This is a genomic window from Paenibacillus sp. F024, assembly GCF_057814255.1.
Window position 1 is genome coordinate 1 of record NZ_JBVASZ010000024.1, and the last position, 14,914, is coordinate 14,914.

The 14,914-nt window shown below is 46.1% G+C and carries 11 protein-coding genes and 2 pseudogenes; 5 read left to right on the forward strand and 8 right to left on the reverse strand.

Annotation, left to right across the window (positions count from 1 at the left end; all coding sequences use genetic code 11):
* Positions 1–336: 336 nt before the first annotated feature.
* A complete protein-coding gene (locus ACZYR9_RS20185) occupies positions 337–2,118 on the reverse strand; it encodes a recombinase family protein (RefSeq protein ID WP_488980268.1) in 1,782 nt (593 codons plus the stop codon).
* A gap of 71 nt (positions 2,119–2,189) precedes the next feature.
* Positions 2,190–2,336 (reverse strand): hypothetical protein, encoded by a 147-nt coding sequence (locus tag ACZYR9_RS20190; protein ID WP_036628241.1) that lies wholly within the window; start codon positions 2,334–2,336, stop codon positions 2,190–2,192.
* On the opposite strand from ACZYR9_RS20190, the gene ACZYR9_RS20195 reads away from it, so the two are divergent.
* Entirely contained in the window at positions 2,328–2,633 is a 306-nt protein-coding gene (locus tag ACZYR9_RS20195) for a hypothetical protein (RefSeq protein ID WP_430031112.1), read from the forward strand. The two genes, ACZYR9_RS20190 and ACZYR9_RS20195, sit on opposite strands and share 9 nt — an antisense overlap.
* 239 nt (positions 2,634–2,872) lie before the next feature.
* Here the strand turns inward: ACZYR9_RS20195 and ACZYR9_RS20200 are convergent, their stop codons facing one another.
* The 3 genes and pseudogenes from ACZYR9_RS20200 to ACZYR9_RS20210 all read right to left on the reverse strand — a co-directional run.
* Positions 2,873–3,235, reverse strand: a complete 363-nt coding sequence (locus ACZYR9_RS20200; protein WP_488980330.1) for an IS66 family transposase — start codon at positions 3,233–3,235, stop codon at positions 2,873–2,875.
* 61 nt (positions 3,236–3,296) lie between these two features.
* Positions 3,297–4,325 carry an Ogr/Delta-like zinc finger protein gene (locus ACZYR9_RS20205; protein WP_488980269.1) on the reverse strand — a complete coding sequence of 343 codons (1,029 nt, stop codon included), beginning with the start codon at positions 4,323–4,325 and terminating at the stop codon, positions 3,297–3,299.
* 251 nt (positions 4,326–4,576) lie between these two features.
* Positions 4,577–5,418, reverse strand: a pseudogene (locus ACZYR9_RS20210) (transposase family protein); the annotation flags it as partial.
* A gap of 315 nt (positions 5,419–5,733) precedes the next feature.
* Between ACZYR9_RS20210 and ACZYR9_RS20215 the strand changes: the two are divergent.
* The 4 genes from ACZYR9_RS20215 to ACZYR9_RS20230 all read left to right on the forward strand — a co-directional run bounded on the left by ACZYR9_RS20215 (position 5,734) and on the right by ACZYR9_RS20230 (position 10,944).
* On the forward strand, positions 5,734–7,269 hold the full coding sequence (locus tag ACZYR9_RS20215; protein ID WP_488980270.1) for an NADH dehydrogenase subunit 5: 1,536 nt from the start codon (positions 5,734–5,736) through the stop codon (positions 7,267–7,269).
* Complete coding sequence (locus ACZYR9_RS20220; protein ID WP_488980271.1) at positions 7,266–9,914, forward strand: DUF2309 domain-containing protein; 2,649 nt, start codon at positions 7,266–7,268, stop codon at positions 9,912–9,914. Before ACZYR9_RS20215 ends, ACZYR9_RS20220 begins: the two co-directional genes overlap by 4 nt.
* 50 nt (positions 9,915–9,964) lie before the next feature.
* Complete coding sequence (locus ACZYR9_RS20225) at positions 9,965–10,330, forward strand: Na-translocating system protein MpsC family protein (RefSeq protein WP_488980272.1); 366 nt, start codon at positions 9,965–9,967, stop codon at positions 10,328–10,330.
* A 104-nt stretch (positions 10,331–10,434) separates the two neighbouring features.
* Positions 10,435–10,944 (forward strand): carbonic anhydrase, encoded by a 510-nt coding sequence (locus ACZYR9_RS20230; protein WP_488980273.1) that lies wholly within the window; start codon positions 10,435–10,437, stop codon positions 10,942–10,944.
* A 270-nt stretch (positions 10,945–11,214) separates the two neighbouring features.
* Here the strand turns inward: ACZYR9_RS20230 and ACZYR9_RS20235 are convergent, their stop codons facing one another.
* The 3 genes and pseudogenes from ACZYR9_RS20235 to ACZYR9_RS20245 all read right to left on the reverse strand — a co-directional run bounded on the left by ACZYR9_RS20235 (position 11,215) and on the right by ACZYR9_RS20245 (position 14,573).
* Positions 11,215–12,432 carry an IS256 family transposase gene (locus tag ACZYR9_RS20235; protein WP_488980274.1) on the reverse strand — a complete coding sequence of 406 codons (1,218 nt, stop codon included), beginning with the start codon at positions 12,430–12,432 and terminating at the stop codon, positions 11,215–11,217.
* Positions 12,433–12,458: 26 nt separating this feature from the next.
* On the reverse strand, positions 12,459–12,641 hold the full coding sequence (locus ACZYR9_RS20240) for a hypothetical protein (protein ID WP_488980275.1): 183 nt from the start codon (positions 12,639–12,641) through the stop codon (positions 12,459–12,461).
* Between the two features lie 631 nt (positions 12,642–13,272).
* Positions 13,273–14,573: pseudogene (locus tag ACZYR9_RS20245) on the reverse strand (IS1380 family transposase).
* Positions 14,574–14,914: the final 341 nt, after the last annotated feature.

Here is a 14,914-nt window from a genome sequence, read left to right on the forward strand (position 1 = left end):
ATCAAGTGGTCTGAATGTGTTATCTTGAATGCCACCAACAAGCGTAGAACTGACTTGCCTTTTCATTTTATTTCATATGAGGGGGTTTTTCGACTGCATTTTTATCGTAGCACTCCAGCATATAAACTTTCAGTTCCATAACATAAAAAGAGACACCTCCCTAGTCCCCCCTAGTAAGGATGCCTCCATAATTTCAACTTCCTCAAGTAAAAACTTTCGAGTGTAAGGTTAGTGACGATGCTCAGAAAAGCAATTCATTTTCGCAACCATTTTTGTCAACAATCAGTCAACTCTCTTATTTCCTTGCCTCTGTTTCACACTTCCATCCAATCTGTACTACTCCCCAATCCCGCTCCACCAATGCAATCTCAACCATCTGTACCATTCCTCACCAACAAAGCCACAGATTCCACATGTGTTGTTCTCGGAATAGGAAGGCACTCTCCCCCTTTCACTTCGCAAGGGCTTTTTTTGCTTATGCATCTTGCTTTGGATGCTGTTATGAAAGCCGGTTTTATAGACGAAGGTCAGTCTGTACGGCTCGGGACTTTCCTGATTGGAGTTCTCCCCAATAATCACTTTATCGACGATGCTTTCGAATACGTTCCGATCGAATGCGGTGAGTACCTCATTCGTTTGAAGCACTTTGCGAAAATGTTCAAGTCGCTTTCCCAAATCAATTTCATCTTGTGCGGATTGCTCCAGTTGTTCCTTTTCTTCGAGCAATTTAGTGAGCAAAGTATCGAGTTCCGCATACTTCTGTTCGTAGGTAGCCCTGTCTATTTTCTCATCCAGGCACAAATCAATCAGTCTGCAACGTTTTTGCTCCATGGCCTGAATGTCGCTGTTAATTTTGTTAAGTCGCTTTTGATTATTCTGGTCGCTAAACACCGATTCCATTCTTTTCATAAGCTCGTCCAGCACGTCCGAATTATTGCGGCACACCAATTTGTATGATTCGACAAAAGCACCCTCAACCAGCTTTTCCTCCAAGGCTTTACTGTGAGGGCAGTATTTCTTCCCCTTTTTCGTGGCTGTCACGCACTGCCAAATCACCTTCTCGTGCGGGGTTCCGCTGTGCCAGTTCCGCCGCGAGAGATTGCTTCCGCAGAAAGCACATTCCAACTTGCTGCTGAAAGCAAATTTTCTGCTGTACTTGTCCCGCTTGCCTTTTGCGCCGCGGCGGCGATTCTCGCCTCTTCGATGCAATATATCCTGCGCCTTCTCAAATACTTCCTCGCTGACAATCGGCTCATGATGATTTTTGACATAAAACTGATCTTCCTCGCCGTAATTGTCCAGTCTTCTCTTGGAAATGGGATCGACGGTAAATGTCTTTCCTTGCAGCAAATCGCCTTTGTACTTCTCATTCTTTATGATACCAAGAACGGTTGTGTCCTGCCATTCGACTCTTCCGTACTTGGTCTTATGTCCCGCCTCAGTCAGTTCCTTGGCAATAACGTAAGCGCCGATCCCCGATGTATATCGTTCAAAAATATAGCGGACGATTTCGGCTTCTTCTTGATTAACGGTGATCTGTTTCGTATTCACATCGTAATCATAGCCCAAACAACTTTGGAAGCCCACCAGTTCGCCGCGCTTCATTTTCATTTTCAAACCTTTTTTTACGTTGGCGGAGATGTTCTCCACTTCCTGCTGCGCTACGGAGCTTAGAATGACGAGCAACAATTCGCCGTCCATCGTCAGCGTATTGATATTCTCATCTTCAAAAAGTACGGCGATGTTCTTTTCCTTCAGCATACGGACGTATTTCAACGTGTCCAGCGTATTTCTTGCAAACCTGGAGATAGACTTCGTGATGATCATATCAATTTTCCCATCCATACAATCGTTAATCATGCGTTGGAAATCCTCTCGCTTCGTTACCTGAGTCCCGGTAATGGCTTCATCTGCATAAATATCAACCAGCACCCAGTCGCTTCGTTTGCTAACGAGATCGGTGTAATAGGCGACTTGCGACTTGTAGCTGCTCAATTGCTCCTCGGTGTCGGTACTTACGCGGGCATAAGGGGCGACGCGAAGGACATCCGATAACTTTCCGGCGTTGCGATCGGATATTTTCCTACTTGCTTTAATTACTTCTACTTCGAGAGCCATGGTGTTGTCCTCCATTCTTATTTACTTGCCATCAGTTTAATAAGAGATGGGCGGACCGACAAATGTGCGAATCAAGAAGTAAGGTCCGAAATGATGCCGTAATCCCGCATCGTTTTGTTCTTTATCAAATGAAATTCGTTTTCGGTAATCAAAGATAATGCCAGCAATTGTTTTATCATAGCGATTTGCATACTGTACCGGATGAGTTTATGGTTCATAAAAAACCTCCCAATAATCCAGAAAAGCTGAAAAACAGAGATGCGCGACAAACATTACCGCGTGTGCGCATCTCTGTTTCCGCCTCTGTTTTGGTTGCTTCTCTTCCATTAACCCTATCCGGCGGACAGTGGTTAGCCGTCCTCATAGGCTTCAAACCTCTTCCAGGATCGCTGCAAGCCGCCCCCATTGCGCTGAACTGTGGCTGGACGGAAGTATCATTATCCCTCCGCATGGGTCTTCGCCTTAAATGGAACCACCATTTATGGATTGCATGGGCAAAATCGCTCGCTTTCTGACGGTTCCGCTAACCAGACATGCAAAAACAAGAACCGGCAAAATGGTCGTGGCGCGCCTGCAACGCGGCTATCCTTCTAGGCCATGCGGGGAACGTACCGGATAGGGTTGTATTCGGTTTTCAAGGAGCATTGAGGAGTTGAATAATGTTCCTCTAATATTCATTTCATTTTTAGGGCAAAATCGGAACTACTTGCCCAAAAACTACCCTCCGAGGCTTTTTTTTTCTGCGACTGACAAATTAACATACAGTACTTGCTTTCAGTATTTTGAAGATATTTTTCGGGATTGCTTCTAAACCGTCTTCTTCGCCGCTGCGGAGAATATATTCATTCCAACTCCTCAGTCCCGTCATGCGTCGATGGCGGGTCTTCGTTTGGCGGAAAAACCGTTCGTGATCGTTATTGGTTCGCGGAACGTGAGGATGATCGTAGCACGTGAACAGTCCTTTCCAAAATCCTTTGGTATAGCTCATCAAGTTGGCGACCATCGGCTTGTCATGCTCTTCGGTATAAGTTTGTTCGACCCACTGAAGTAAATGCTGTAGATGAAACCGCACCGAATCGCTGCTTTTATCCACTTCGGGATTCAGGATATCAGCCACGTGTTGCAAAGGGATCGCCCAACGCTTGACCTCCTCATAAGCTTGCTGGAACTCGTTAAGTTTACTGAAAATTCGAATAACGTTTTTCAGCAGCGAGATCCCCCTTTTTATCCAGGCATTTTTGCAGGGAGGCCTGAATGGCTTGCGCATTTTCGTAAATTCGAATTCCCGGTAGGTCGAGCGGCGGGTTTCCGTCTTCAAGAAGTAACGAGCGAACAGCCGCAACGTAATCTTTGGCGACTTCGGCCTCGGCCGAATTGTCGTTCTCGATCTTCTTTTCCAATTCCCGAATCCCGCGAAGGCTTTTCTTGATCCCGGTTTTCAGCTTGCGATCCAGATCGACAACGGGTTTGGCGATGTCCTTGAGGTAGTGGTACTGACAGTACTGGTAAGGAACATCCGGCAAGAGCGACTCCATGGCCATCCGGATGGACTGCTGCCCGTCCGTCACGATGCCGATGATCGGAAAGCCCAGTTCGATAATCGGGGTGACGAGCTTCTTCAATTCCTCGGCAGAACCGCTTTTCAGGTTTTGTGCGGCTAGAATGGTACCGCTGAAGATTTCCCGAATGACGTACAGCGTCTCATTACCTTTCTCGGGTTGAACGCCGTCCATGGAGATCATGATGCCCCCGTTGTCTTGAACAACTTGCTTCAGGACGGTTTTTACATGATCCGTCACACTGGCACGGAGTAAAGTTAAATAACGTTCGTACAGTCTTTGGGAATTGCGCTCGGAAGTGGCCACTCCGCGGCGATTCAGCTCCTCGGTAATCTCGCCGATGGTCATATGGTGTTTAAATCTCAACTGGCCGACCAACGCCAGCACATCGAAACCGTAAGAGGTATGTTTCATGCACAGTGAATCGGCTTCGACCGATTTGTAGTAAGTTTTGGGATAAGCGCAGACGTCATTCGGGCACTGATACGCCATGTTCCATACCTCGATGACGCCGCTGAGTGTAATAATATTTTTCTTCCAAGCGGTGTGATGGCGTTTAAGCTTGGTCCCGCAATGAGGGCAATGTTGAAATTCCGTTCGGAAGTAAATTTTCTTTTCGGGCACAACTCGATTTTTAGGCAAAGACATAAATGTAAACCTCCGTCGCAATGGCTATTAAATACTTCGACGGAGATCTTGGAAATCCTTGTTAGTCAATTGGTCGGTCGTAGTTTTTTTTTTTATACAATCAAAGCCTATTCTGAGATAATGTCACTCTAACTCGTCTGAGAAAATAACTTTAGTGATGTCTTCAATTCACTGCCAGATGGCTTGGACGGTCGTTGAATCTGTGTAATTCTGTAACTGCTTTGGATTGCAGGCCTTCCTCCAAGGATGGGGTTATGTTTATAGAGCAGCTTCGGCAGTGCCGCGTTGGCCTCTTCAGTGTTTTCACGCCAAGCTGCCGCAACTCGATGACCAGTCATCCTGAACGTTACCCAGAGCCATTCTACGCGCTCTTAGCCTGCGGGGTGATCGCCTTGATGTACTCGATATGGAGGTCGGACATCGCCTTGCGGCAGTGGGAGAGCGGATTTGACTCACCGGCTAGTTCCTGCTCAACGGCAAGCATCTCGTTAGGGGAAAGGATGATGATATGCCGATCTATAGAGGCCCAGAGGGATGCCGTACTTACGAATGCCCTGCTGCATGACAAGCGAGTACACTTAGTGGCATACTATGGGCCGGAACACGGCACCGGCTACGGTGCGTCGCATCGTCGATAGCAGCATGAAGCGTAAAGGCTGGTGTCCGATCTTCCAGCAAAGCGAAGGCGTCGCGACAATCTGCCAGAGCAACCTAGCTTGCGATTTACGCTGGCGCGGTTGATGGGCCTTCTTTCTACGCCGCTGCTTGGCTTGCTTAATCCCCGTTTCCAGCAGGATGCGGCGAACACTCGACGGGCTCTGTTGTATGGACTTGTGCTCCTCCAGAAGCTCTGCAAAATGACAGTTGTTATTGCCATAGTACTACGCAGAACGCCACCGCCCGTTCTTTCGATAATGCGTGTTGCGGATTTCATTCCCGATTGCGGTGTGCCAGCGCCTGTGATCCCCCTTCGCCTGAACCGAATCACTTGCCAAAGGGTCAACCCAAGTGCCGCTGCTCCTTCAGAATTGGTCAATTGTCCGTCAAGGAACTTCTTCTCCACAATTGCCTTCTTCAGTTCTGCTTTCGTCAATGTCGCTGTCTTCTGTCTCTTGGTGACACTATCTCAGAACAGTTACAAGGTGACATTATCACAGCACAACGAAAGCACGATTCACGGCGTTCCGTTCTTGACAGAACATTAATCAAGTGGTATTATTTTGTTTGAAAAAACAAGGTAGACTTTTCAAAAAACCAATACTGGTTAGTTGATAGTAAACCGACAATTTTCGGAATTTAATGGCGTTAAAAGCGGCCATTAAATTCTGGATTTGTCGGTTTTTTTGTTGAAAAAATTCAAATGTGTGTGATGGAATAAACAGTTTCCTGGATCATTGGAGGAAGTCAGATGTTAACTTTGCTGAATTCTAATTCATTAACGATAACCTTTTTTGTAACCCTTTCGCTTTCATTATTTAGCGCGCTTTTTATGCTGCATCCGCGCGTTCCCTTAAAATTTGTTCGTTTCCATGTTGGCATATATGGATTATCCCCCTTAATGTCGCTGTTGAATCTTGTTACTTTAAAAACGAATAAGATTTATGGTCCATGGCACCTTGATCCCCTGGCTTGGTTGACAGCATTATTTGTCCTCACCATTGGTTTTGTAATACAGCGTTATTCCATCCGTTATTTGCTTGGTGACCGTAATTACAGAAAATATTTTGCGCTCTTCACCTTCACTACAGGTTCTGCCTCAGTCGCCTGGTTAAGCGATGATCTTCGTTGGCTTATGGTTTTCTGGGGATTCACTCTGTTAGGAATCACATGGCTCATAAGTTTAAATAAAAAGTGGCAAGCAGCTAAAACTGCGATCGCGCGTTCCGGGCAATGGTTGACGCTTAGTTGGCTGATGATGTTGTTGGCCATCATCTGGCTCGCACAAGCGACTGGACACTGGCAGCTATCTTTTGTGCTCGCCAAAGACAGTCTAACGAACCTTGGCTCGTGGGAGAAAACCGGCATAAATTTACTGATGGTGTTCGCAGTGGCGATTCCTGCCGCGCAATACCCTTTTCAACGCTGGTTACTGGATTCAGTCGTTGCTCCAACGCCTGTCTCCGCAGTGATGCATGCGGGTATAGTGAATGCCGGTGGAATACTACTGACTCGATTCGCACCGCTATTTAGCGGCGATTTAGCCCAAATCTTTTTGATCGTTCTTTCGGGTTTTTCCGTCTTACTGGGAACAGGAATGATTTTGGTCCAGGTTGACTATAAACGTCAGTTAGTCGGTTCTACGATTGCCCAGATGGGCTTCATGCTGATTCAATGTGCATTAGGTGCTTATTTGGCAGCTATCATTCATGCAGTGTTACATGGCCTATTTAAATCCACCCTTTTTTTGCAGGCAGGTTCAGTTGTTCATCACTATAAGCGAACTAATCCTACAACCCGCCATTCGCCACTTATATGGAATACGGCAGGGGGTCTTTTAGGTCTGGCAGTGGGGTTCTGTTATTGGATAAATGACAATGGAACGGGTCATGACTTAATTAGCGCACTACTTCTGGGATGGTCCGTGTCGATTGCATGGACACAGCTTGTGACTTCGGGGCACGGGCATATTGGGCGAATTGTTGGCTTTTCTCTAATAGCTGGAGTGACAATCGTTTTTAACATCATCCATGCAGCTTTCAAGGATCTATTGCATGGAGCCGTTTCGGAAGTAGTACTTCCGTCTGCAACATTGCTCATTTTGGTTCTATTTATTTTACTATCCGGCAATGCTGTTGTTTTTTGGTCAACTCGCCATCATTCTTCCACCTCTTTTGCTGCGTTGTATCTATGGCTCGTACGATTGAGTGAACCTCATCCCAATTCGGTCGAAAGCCATCCAAAGTTTCTTGTTTTGAGTATGTCTAAAGGAGGGAATAAGAAATGATCGAATCATTAACATTACTCGAACAATCAGAATTGGAAGAGGTAGCGGCAATAACGGATCAATTTGATCAAGGTCTGATTCCCGATTCTAAACCCGCTATTCACGATTTGGTTAAGTCTGCAAGTCGAGTCATCGCACCCTTGGGACCGATCTCAGTATTTGCGGCCCGTCATCCCTGGGCGGGGATGGAAGAGCAATCATTCGAACAGGTCGCACGTTGGTTCAAAGCCGTTTGCGATGTAGATATATATCCTAATGTTTCTATTCTGAAGGACGCGAAGAATCGAGGGGAAATTGATCCGGAATATCTTGAAACAAATTTCCGACATTGGCTTGATTCACAGTCTCTTGATTTGCCAAGAGAAGTCGTTGAGAAATTTTGTCGCGCCGCGCTTCGGTTGGATAATCTGCCTGCCCAAGTTCTAGAAGCACCGGAATTAACGGTCTTGGCGAAGAAACTGAGCCATCTGACATTTCAGTTTTTTGAGGAACAACCGATGCAAACCTTGAGTTTTCATGTGGAACGGCAACAAGGCGTCAATGTGGCCAGCTATCTGGATCACCACGTAATTAAATGGTGTAAATTGTACCTAGACGAGTCTCAGGCAGCCTGGTCCATGCCCAATCGCAAGGAAGGTTTCTTTCGCTCCTGGCGCCGCCTTGTTCAGTACGATCCGGCACTTCGTCCATCGCAACGCAAGCAATTAAGTAAATGTCCGCAAGAGGCACACGAAGCTTTATTGGAGGCTCTGTCGGCGCTTGAAATTTCCCAGCCACTCATACAGAGGTATCTTGAGGCCCATCTGCTTTCTTTACCAGGATGGGCGGGAATGATGCTTTGGCGTTCACAGCAATCTACCGAAGAGAAGTCACTGTTATTGGAATATTTGGCTGTTCGCATTTCCATGGAACAAGCATTCATCAAACCTTATTTGCCTTTAACTCAGCAAAAATCGGAATATGCATTAAGGCTGGTTCCGTTGATCGCGGCGTGGGTTCATTGGGGGGACTTGTCCATTGAAGAATGGTCGGCGTTGTCTTCTTCGGAGCAAAAAGCGCGTCTGAGTCTTGCGTATCGTTTTGATGATATACTCCGAAGACGGATTTGGCTGGAAGCGTGGGAACAAACATACGAGGAGCAACTGAAAGCAAAGATCTCATCGAAACCATGTGTATCAAACGATGTAAAGTCTGTAATGGCACAATTTGCTTTTTGTATTGATACACGTTCAGAGCCTTTTCGGCGCGCACTTGAAAAAGAAGGTCCTTTTGCCACGTATGGAGTTGCCGGTTTTTTCGGATTGCCTATTGAGACGGTTGAACTTGGGAGCAAACATGGCCATTTCTCCTTACCGGTTATTCTCGAACCGCAGTGCAAAGTAAAGGAGCTTGCTTCTGAATTTGAATCCAATCGATATCTACAACGTCTGCAGTCGGTAAACTCACTTAAGCATACGTTTCAAATGATGAAACAAAACCTGCTTACAAGCTTATTGTTGCCGGAGGTAAGCGGTCCATGGCTTAGTCTCCAGATGTTGGGGCGCAGTCTTTTCCCGCGGGAAGCAGGTCGCGTATTCCAACAGATTCGACAAGCATGGCTACGTAAACCTTCTACAGAGCTGTCGTTGGATTATGAGCAATCGGAAACGGAACTCCCGGTTGGTTTTTCTGAAGAAGAGAAGGTGCATTACGCCCGGCAAGCGCTGAAAATGATGGGGCTAACCGATCACTTTGCTCCATTAGTAGTGATTTGCGGTCATGGTAGCCACAGCACCAACAATCCGTATGCTTCCTCGTTAGACTGCGGTGCATGTGGAGGGGCATCGGGCCGTTTTAACGCACGAGTTCTAGCCAGCTTGTGTAACCTTCCAAACGTAAGGAATACCTTGGCACACAACGGGATTGTAATTCCGGAAGAGACAGTATTCGTGGCTGCCGAGCATATCACGACCATTAATGAATTACGTTGGGTATATGTTCCCAAACTCTCAAAAGCGGCCCAACATGCATTTGACCGAATTTGTGCAGTATTGCCAAAGGTTACGGAACGTGTAAATAAAGAGCAATTGTCGAAATTGCCCAATCTCGCGCCTCAATTTGGTAAGGCGACGACCGAGATGCAACGTTTTGCGGAAGATTGGAGTGAACTGCGCCCTGAATGGGGACTCGCACGAAACGCTGCATTTATCATTGGAAGTCGCCGGCTTACTAAGGAGTGCAATTTGGAAGGAAGAGTTTTTCTACACAATTATGACTGGCAGAAGGATCATGATGGTACGCTGCTTGCGAACATTATTGCCGGGCCGGCGACGGTGGCTCAATGGATAAACCTTCAATATTATGCGTCTACCGTAGCGCCGCATTATTATGGTAGTGGAAATAAGGCAACTCAAACCGTCACCGCCGGAATCGGCGTCATGCAAGGAAATGCGAGCGACTTGTTGACTGGACTTCCTTGGCAGTCTGTGATGAAATCGGATCAAGAGTTCTATCATCCTTCTCTGCGTTTGCTGGTTCTCATCGAAGCACCCCAGGAGGATGTGAAGCGGTTGCTGGATCATGATCATACGTTCCGTCAAAAGGTTCAAAACGGATGGGTACGACTTGCAAATTTGGATCCAAAGGGATACTGGAATACTTGGTAATTAAACATGTGATTGCCAATATGTACTTATAGTTAGTGGGGAGAAACGATATGAATAAATCAAAAGGTATGATTGAAGCTGAAGTAAGCAGAGCTTTAACTCATTGGGAAAAAGAGTATCTTGGACGCGGTTCTCTAACGGTTAAATCCGATATTTTACGGGATATGATTATTGTTACTTTGCGCGGGATACTTACCCCGGCAGAATACTCCCTTTGTAAAGATAAAGAAGGGATTTTATCTATAAAAAACACCCGAACAAGTTTGGTTGAATCAGGTATCGAGGATCTTAAAGAGATTATTTTGAATATTACCGGTCTTGAAGTCGTGAATTTTCATACCGACATTAGCACAAGAACCGGAGAACGAATCATGGTCTTTCGGCTCTCGGATGATTTAACAAATAAATTATTATAAAGAATACTGACGGCAATATACAAATCAGGTTCGTTGTACGGCTGGTTCTGTTCAAAATTGTTCTGTTCATTGGTCTAAATCCCCAAAACAAGGGAGGTTATCCTATGAATTCAGTTGAAAACAAGAAAGTATTATTTGTGATCGGAATGGAAGATAATATGGAATTGTTATTACATCAGACGGTCAATATCCATCCGGATAGCATGTTGATCCTACAAATAGATGGGCCAGTTATTTCACAACATTTTTGTGATGCGATGCGAGACATAATAATTGCTGTATATGAAGAAAAAGTTAAGGAAATTTTTGTAGTCGGGAAAAAAGGTGACTCGGTCAATAAAGCAGAAAGACAAGAATTACTTAAAAAAATATATGGAAACGAAGAATTAAAAGAGAAATTACGAACAATCCATTATCATTTTGAACATTGCACGCCAGAATTCCCAGGAATCAAGTTAAGTGAATGGCTAGAGGGCAGCAAAACTTCAACTGAAGGCATACAGAAAAGTGTCAATATGATTCGCCAACATCCGTTGATGCCATCTGATGTTCAAGTTCACGGATTATTGATTGACAAGATGGATGGAAAAGTATCAGAAATTAACATTTCCTAAGACAATAATGTTGTTAAGCTATTAAGAATAACTCGACTCTTGCGCAAAAATCCTGACATGTAGCACCTTGGAGAATTGTTTGACGGGGAGTGTAATTTTTTTTGTGTAAATGGGTTTTACCAAAATCAAAGTAACTCAGGAAGGCTTTACATGGAGGGGCGGGCATGATAGGCTCAATAGCCATGGCGATACGAGTTTAGGAGGTATCGCCCGAGCGCAAGGAATCATGCCCGCAGAGGCTCCATGTCAAGCCTGGCTCAAAAGTGAGCGTTATGCAGACAATTCCGCTTGCAACCGGTCTCCGAAATGGATGGCAAGCTGTGATATACATTCTTTCCAACTTCGAAGCGGCATAGTCCATTTTTTGGATGCATCGATTGTGGCAAGATAGATGATCTTCCGCAAAGCATCGTCTGACGGATAAGCCGTTTTTGTTTTGGTTACCTTTCGAAGTTGACGATGATAACCTTCGATAATATTGGTCGTGTAGATCATTTTTCGTATTTCCGCCGGATAGCTGAAATAAGCCGTTAGTTCAATCCAGTTATTCTCCCAAGAGCGAATAATGATAGGGTACTTCTTGCCCCACTTCTCCTTGAAAGCAGCGAAAGCAGTTTCAGCCTCTTCTAGCGTAAGAGCTTGATACACTTTTTTCAAATCAGCCAAGACTGCACGCTCTTCCTTGAAGGGAACGTATTTCATAGAGTTGCGAATCTGATGAATGACGCACAATTGAATCTGCGTTCGAGGAAATGCAGCATGAATAGCCTCGGAAAAGCCAGCTAGACCATCTTTACAAGCGATAAGTATATCTTCAACGCCGCGGCTTTTTAACTCCGTACATACGTTCAACCAGAAGCTGGCACTCTCATGCTCTCCGATCCAAATGCCAAGAATATCCTTCTGCCCCGCCATATTGATGCCCAGAACGCTGTATGCCGCCTTATTGATGATGCGGTTGTCCTGACGAACCTTGAAATGAATCGCATCTAAAAACACGATAGGATAGACCCTTTCAAGCGGTCTGGACTGCCACTCAGACACCAGTGGCATGATCTTATCGGTAACCTTACTGATCATTGTAGGAGACACATCAATGCCATACAAATCCTTCATGTGGTCCTCAATGTCACGAGTTGACATTCCTTTAGCATACAGACCGATAATCTGTTCCTCTAAGCCGTTAACACTCGTTTCATGTTTTTTAACAATCTGAGGCTCGAACTCACTGTTTCGATCACGGGGGACGTTAAGTTCGGTATTACCAAACTTCGTTTTGATTGTCTTTTTACTGTATCCATTGCGGCTATTTCCCGTATTGTCGCCGTCAGAGCTATGTTTGCTGTAGCCTAAATGATCATCCATCTCCGCTTCAAACAACTGCTGGATCGTATCCTTAAATAAATTCTTCAGCATTTCATGTACATCTTCAACTGTACGGCAATCTTTTGCGAGTTCCTTAATCGTTTTGTCCTTCAAGTCTTGCATAAATGATCATCTCCTTAATGGAAAGTTTAACCATTTACACAAAACTTTTTACGCCCTCTCGAAGCGCCGCATTTCATGGGCAACTTCTTCATCTCCCGCATTGTTTTGTTCTTTATCAAATGAAATTCGTGTTCGGTAATCAAAGATAGTGCCAGCAGTTGTCTTATCATAGCGATTTGCATGCTGTATCGAATGAGTTTATGGTTCATAACTGTCCTCCCATTAATCCAGCAAAGCTGAAAAACAGAGATGCGCAACAAACGTAACCGCGTGTGCGCATCTCTGTTCCCGCCTCTATTTTGGTTGCTTCTCTTCCAACCTTATCCGGCGGACAGTGGTTAACCGTCCTCATAGGCTTCAAGCCTCTTCCAGGATCGCTGCAAGCCGCCCCCATTGCGATGAGCTTTGGCTGGACGGAAGTATCATTATCCCTCCGCATGGGTCTTCGCCTTAAATGGAACCACCATTTATGGATAGCATTGGCGAAATCGCTCGCAGGTTACCGCTTCTGATGAAAAAACATGCGAAAATAAGAATCGGCATATGGTCGTGGCGCGCCTGCAACGCGGCTATCCTTCCAGGCCATGCGGGGAACGTACCGGATAAGATTGTATTCAGTTTTCAAGGAGCAATGAGGGTTTGAATAATGTCCCTCTAATATTGATCCTGAATTTCGAAAGCCCATAAGATCAAGGTCAAGTACTGGAGCAGTGGGATTATGAGATGTAAAAAGAAGGGAGTTGCCCAGGTCCACGAACTGAATTTATGATGCAGCGGATAGTTTTTCCCCCTCCCCACTGAAAGGGCGACCTCATTTTCCATGTGAAATTTTGGAGAATGTCATTCCAGTAAGGCTACTCTTGCTTCGATGCGCTTCCAGGCATAGCGACCGGCGAAGTCTTTCATCAGCTTGAGCACTATGGCGCGACTGTGCCGAATGAGAGTCGCTGCGCAATGAAAGAACTCCAGGCGGAAACGGGAAATCGTATAGCCCTGATGCACGGGCTCGCAGCAGTCCAGCTTGAAGCGTTCAAACAAATTGTAGCGAGCAACTTGATCAACAAATCCAATTCGTTGGCTTTATAATCGCTTGTCGCAATGCGATCGATGGAGAATCCGTTTTTGGCTTCCTTGATGTAATTCTCCATGCAACAACGCTGATTGTAGAAGCGCCACAAATCAATCGGCACCCATTCCAGATTGGTCACGATCGCTTCGTATTGCCAGTCCGTGTCGAACACGATGCAGCCCTGGCCGTCGTCAAACACTTGTGCCTTGCGAATAACCGCCACGCGGCGGGGCTTTTGCCAGGACGTCGCTTTGTAGATCAGGGTTATCCCTTCAATGATCCAGTCCTCGTCGACATAGCGCGTCCAGTAACGGCAGGCTTCAACTTCTGCGGCAAGCCTCCGGGTCCATTTGAGCTTGCCGACATAGCCGATTCCTTTGCTTTCCCACAGGCTGTAAAAGTCCTCGCCGCCGAAGCCTTTGTCAAACCGGGCGTACTTCACTTTGCGCTCGCCGAGAAGTTCGAAGGTTTGCTGCAGGAAGTCGGCAGCGTCGGTAGAAGAGTGCGTGTTGCCGGGGCGAAGCACCGCATTCAGGTTCAAGCGGGTCTGGCCTTCAAAGGCCAGCAACGGATGATAGCTTTTTCGCCCAGGCTTGTGCGGATTCGTGCCTTTGGCTGCGCCGGCCTGATCGCCGTAGACGGTCTCCACCGTGGAATCCAGATCGAGAATGAGGTCGGTCGGCAGGCACGGCCGGATGATTTCCAGATTTAGCATCCGCAGTTCAGCCGGCAGCTGCGGACATGACCGGCCTAGCCGCCCCAGCTCCTTGTACAGCAGGCTGTGGTGCGGACAGCGATCACCGAGAAAGCGGTTCAGCAGCGCGTCATGCTGCAACTTGCGGAAGTGGAAAATCCGTTCGCAGCCGAGCATCCAGCCGATGATGAGATAGAGTACTATGCGATGAATAGGGAAAATGGCGTTGTGCGCTTTGCCGCCAGAGAGGTTCCGCATGGCCTCGGCAAGCTTGATTTTTTCAAGGTAGGCCAGAAAGATTTTGATGCCGCCGAAGCTCGTGGCATTTTGCAACGAAAATTCGGTCTTGATTTTGCTGACGTGTGTGGTAGACTTCACCTAAAAGGTGCTCCTCTCTTTGGGTGATGTTGTTCTGGACAAACACCATTCTACCAAAGATTCGGAGCCCTTTTCACGTTTTCAAAGAGTCGTACTTTCGAAATTCAGGTTGATTTCATTTTTAGAGCAAAATCGGAACTGCTTGCCCAAAAACTACCCTCCGCGGCTTCCTTTTTTTTGATACAATCAAATGCCTATTTGAATGTGATGAATTGTTTACTGGCACATTGAGCGAAGAAGTAATGCTTAAAGTTAAAGTAACGTAGCGAGTCGAGGATACGACGATTTCGAAAATTATACACCTTGTTGAAGAAGCACAAGCTGAACGCACACCGTACCAA

What these genes read in the sequence shown, in the direction of transcription:
- ACZYR9_RS20185 (WP_488980268.1), bottom strand. Translation starts at nt 2,118, where the DNA reads ATGGCTCTCGAAGTAGAAGTAATTAAAGCAAGTAGGAAAATATCCGAT.
- ACZYR9_RS20195 (WP_430031112.1), top strand. Translation starts at nt 2,328, where the DNA reads ATGGTTCATAAAAAACCTCCCAATAATCCAGAAAAGCTGAAAAACAGA.
- ACZYR9_RS20190 (WP_036628241.1), bottom strand. Translation starts at nt 2,336, where the DNA reads ATGAACCATAAACTCATCCGGTACAGTATGCAAATCGCTATGATAAAA.
- ACZYR9_RS20205 (WP_488980269.1), bottom strand. Translation starts at nt 4,325, where the DNA reads ATGTCTTTGCCTAAAAATCGAGTTGTGCCCGAAAAGAAAATTTACTTC.
- ACZYR9_RS20215 (WP_488980270.1), top strand. Translation starts at nt 5,734, where the DNA reads ATGTTAACTTTGCTGAATTCTAATTCATTAACGATAACCTTTTTTGTA.
- ACZYR9_RS20220 (WP_488980271.1), top strand. Translation starts at nt 7,266, where the DNA reads ATGATCGAATCATTAACATTACTCGAACAATCAGAATTGGAAGAGGTA.
- ACZYR9_RS20225 (WP_488980272.1), top strand. Translation starts at nt 9,965, where the DNA reads ATGAATAAATCAAAAGGTATGATTGAAGCTGAAGTAAGCAGAGCTTTA.
- ACZYR9_RS20230 (WP_488980273.1), top strand. Translation starts at nt 10,435, where the DNA reads ATGAATTCAGTTGAAAACAAGAAAGTATTATTTGTGATCGGAATGGAA.
- ACZYR9_RS20235 (WP_488980274.1), bottom strand. Translation starts at nt 12,432, where the DNA reads ATGCAAGACTTGAAGGACAAAACGATTAAGGAACTCGCAAAAGATTGC.
- ACZYR9_RS20240 (WP_488980275.1), bottom strand. Translation starts at nt 12,641, where the DNA reads ATGAACCATAAACTCATTCGATACAGCATGCAAATCGCTATGATAAGA.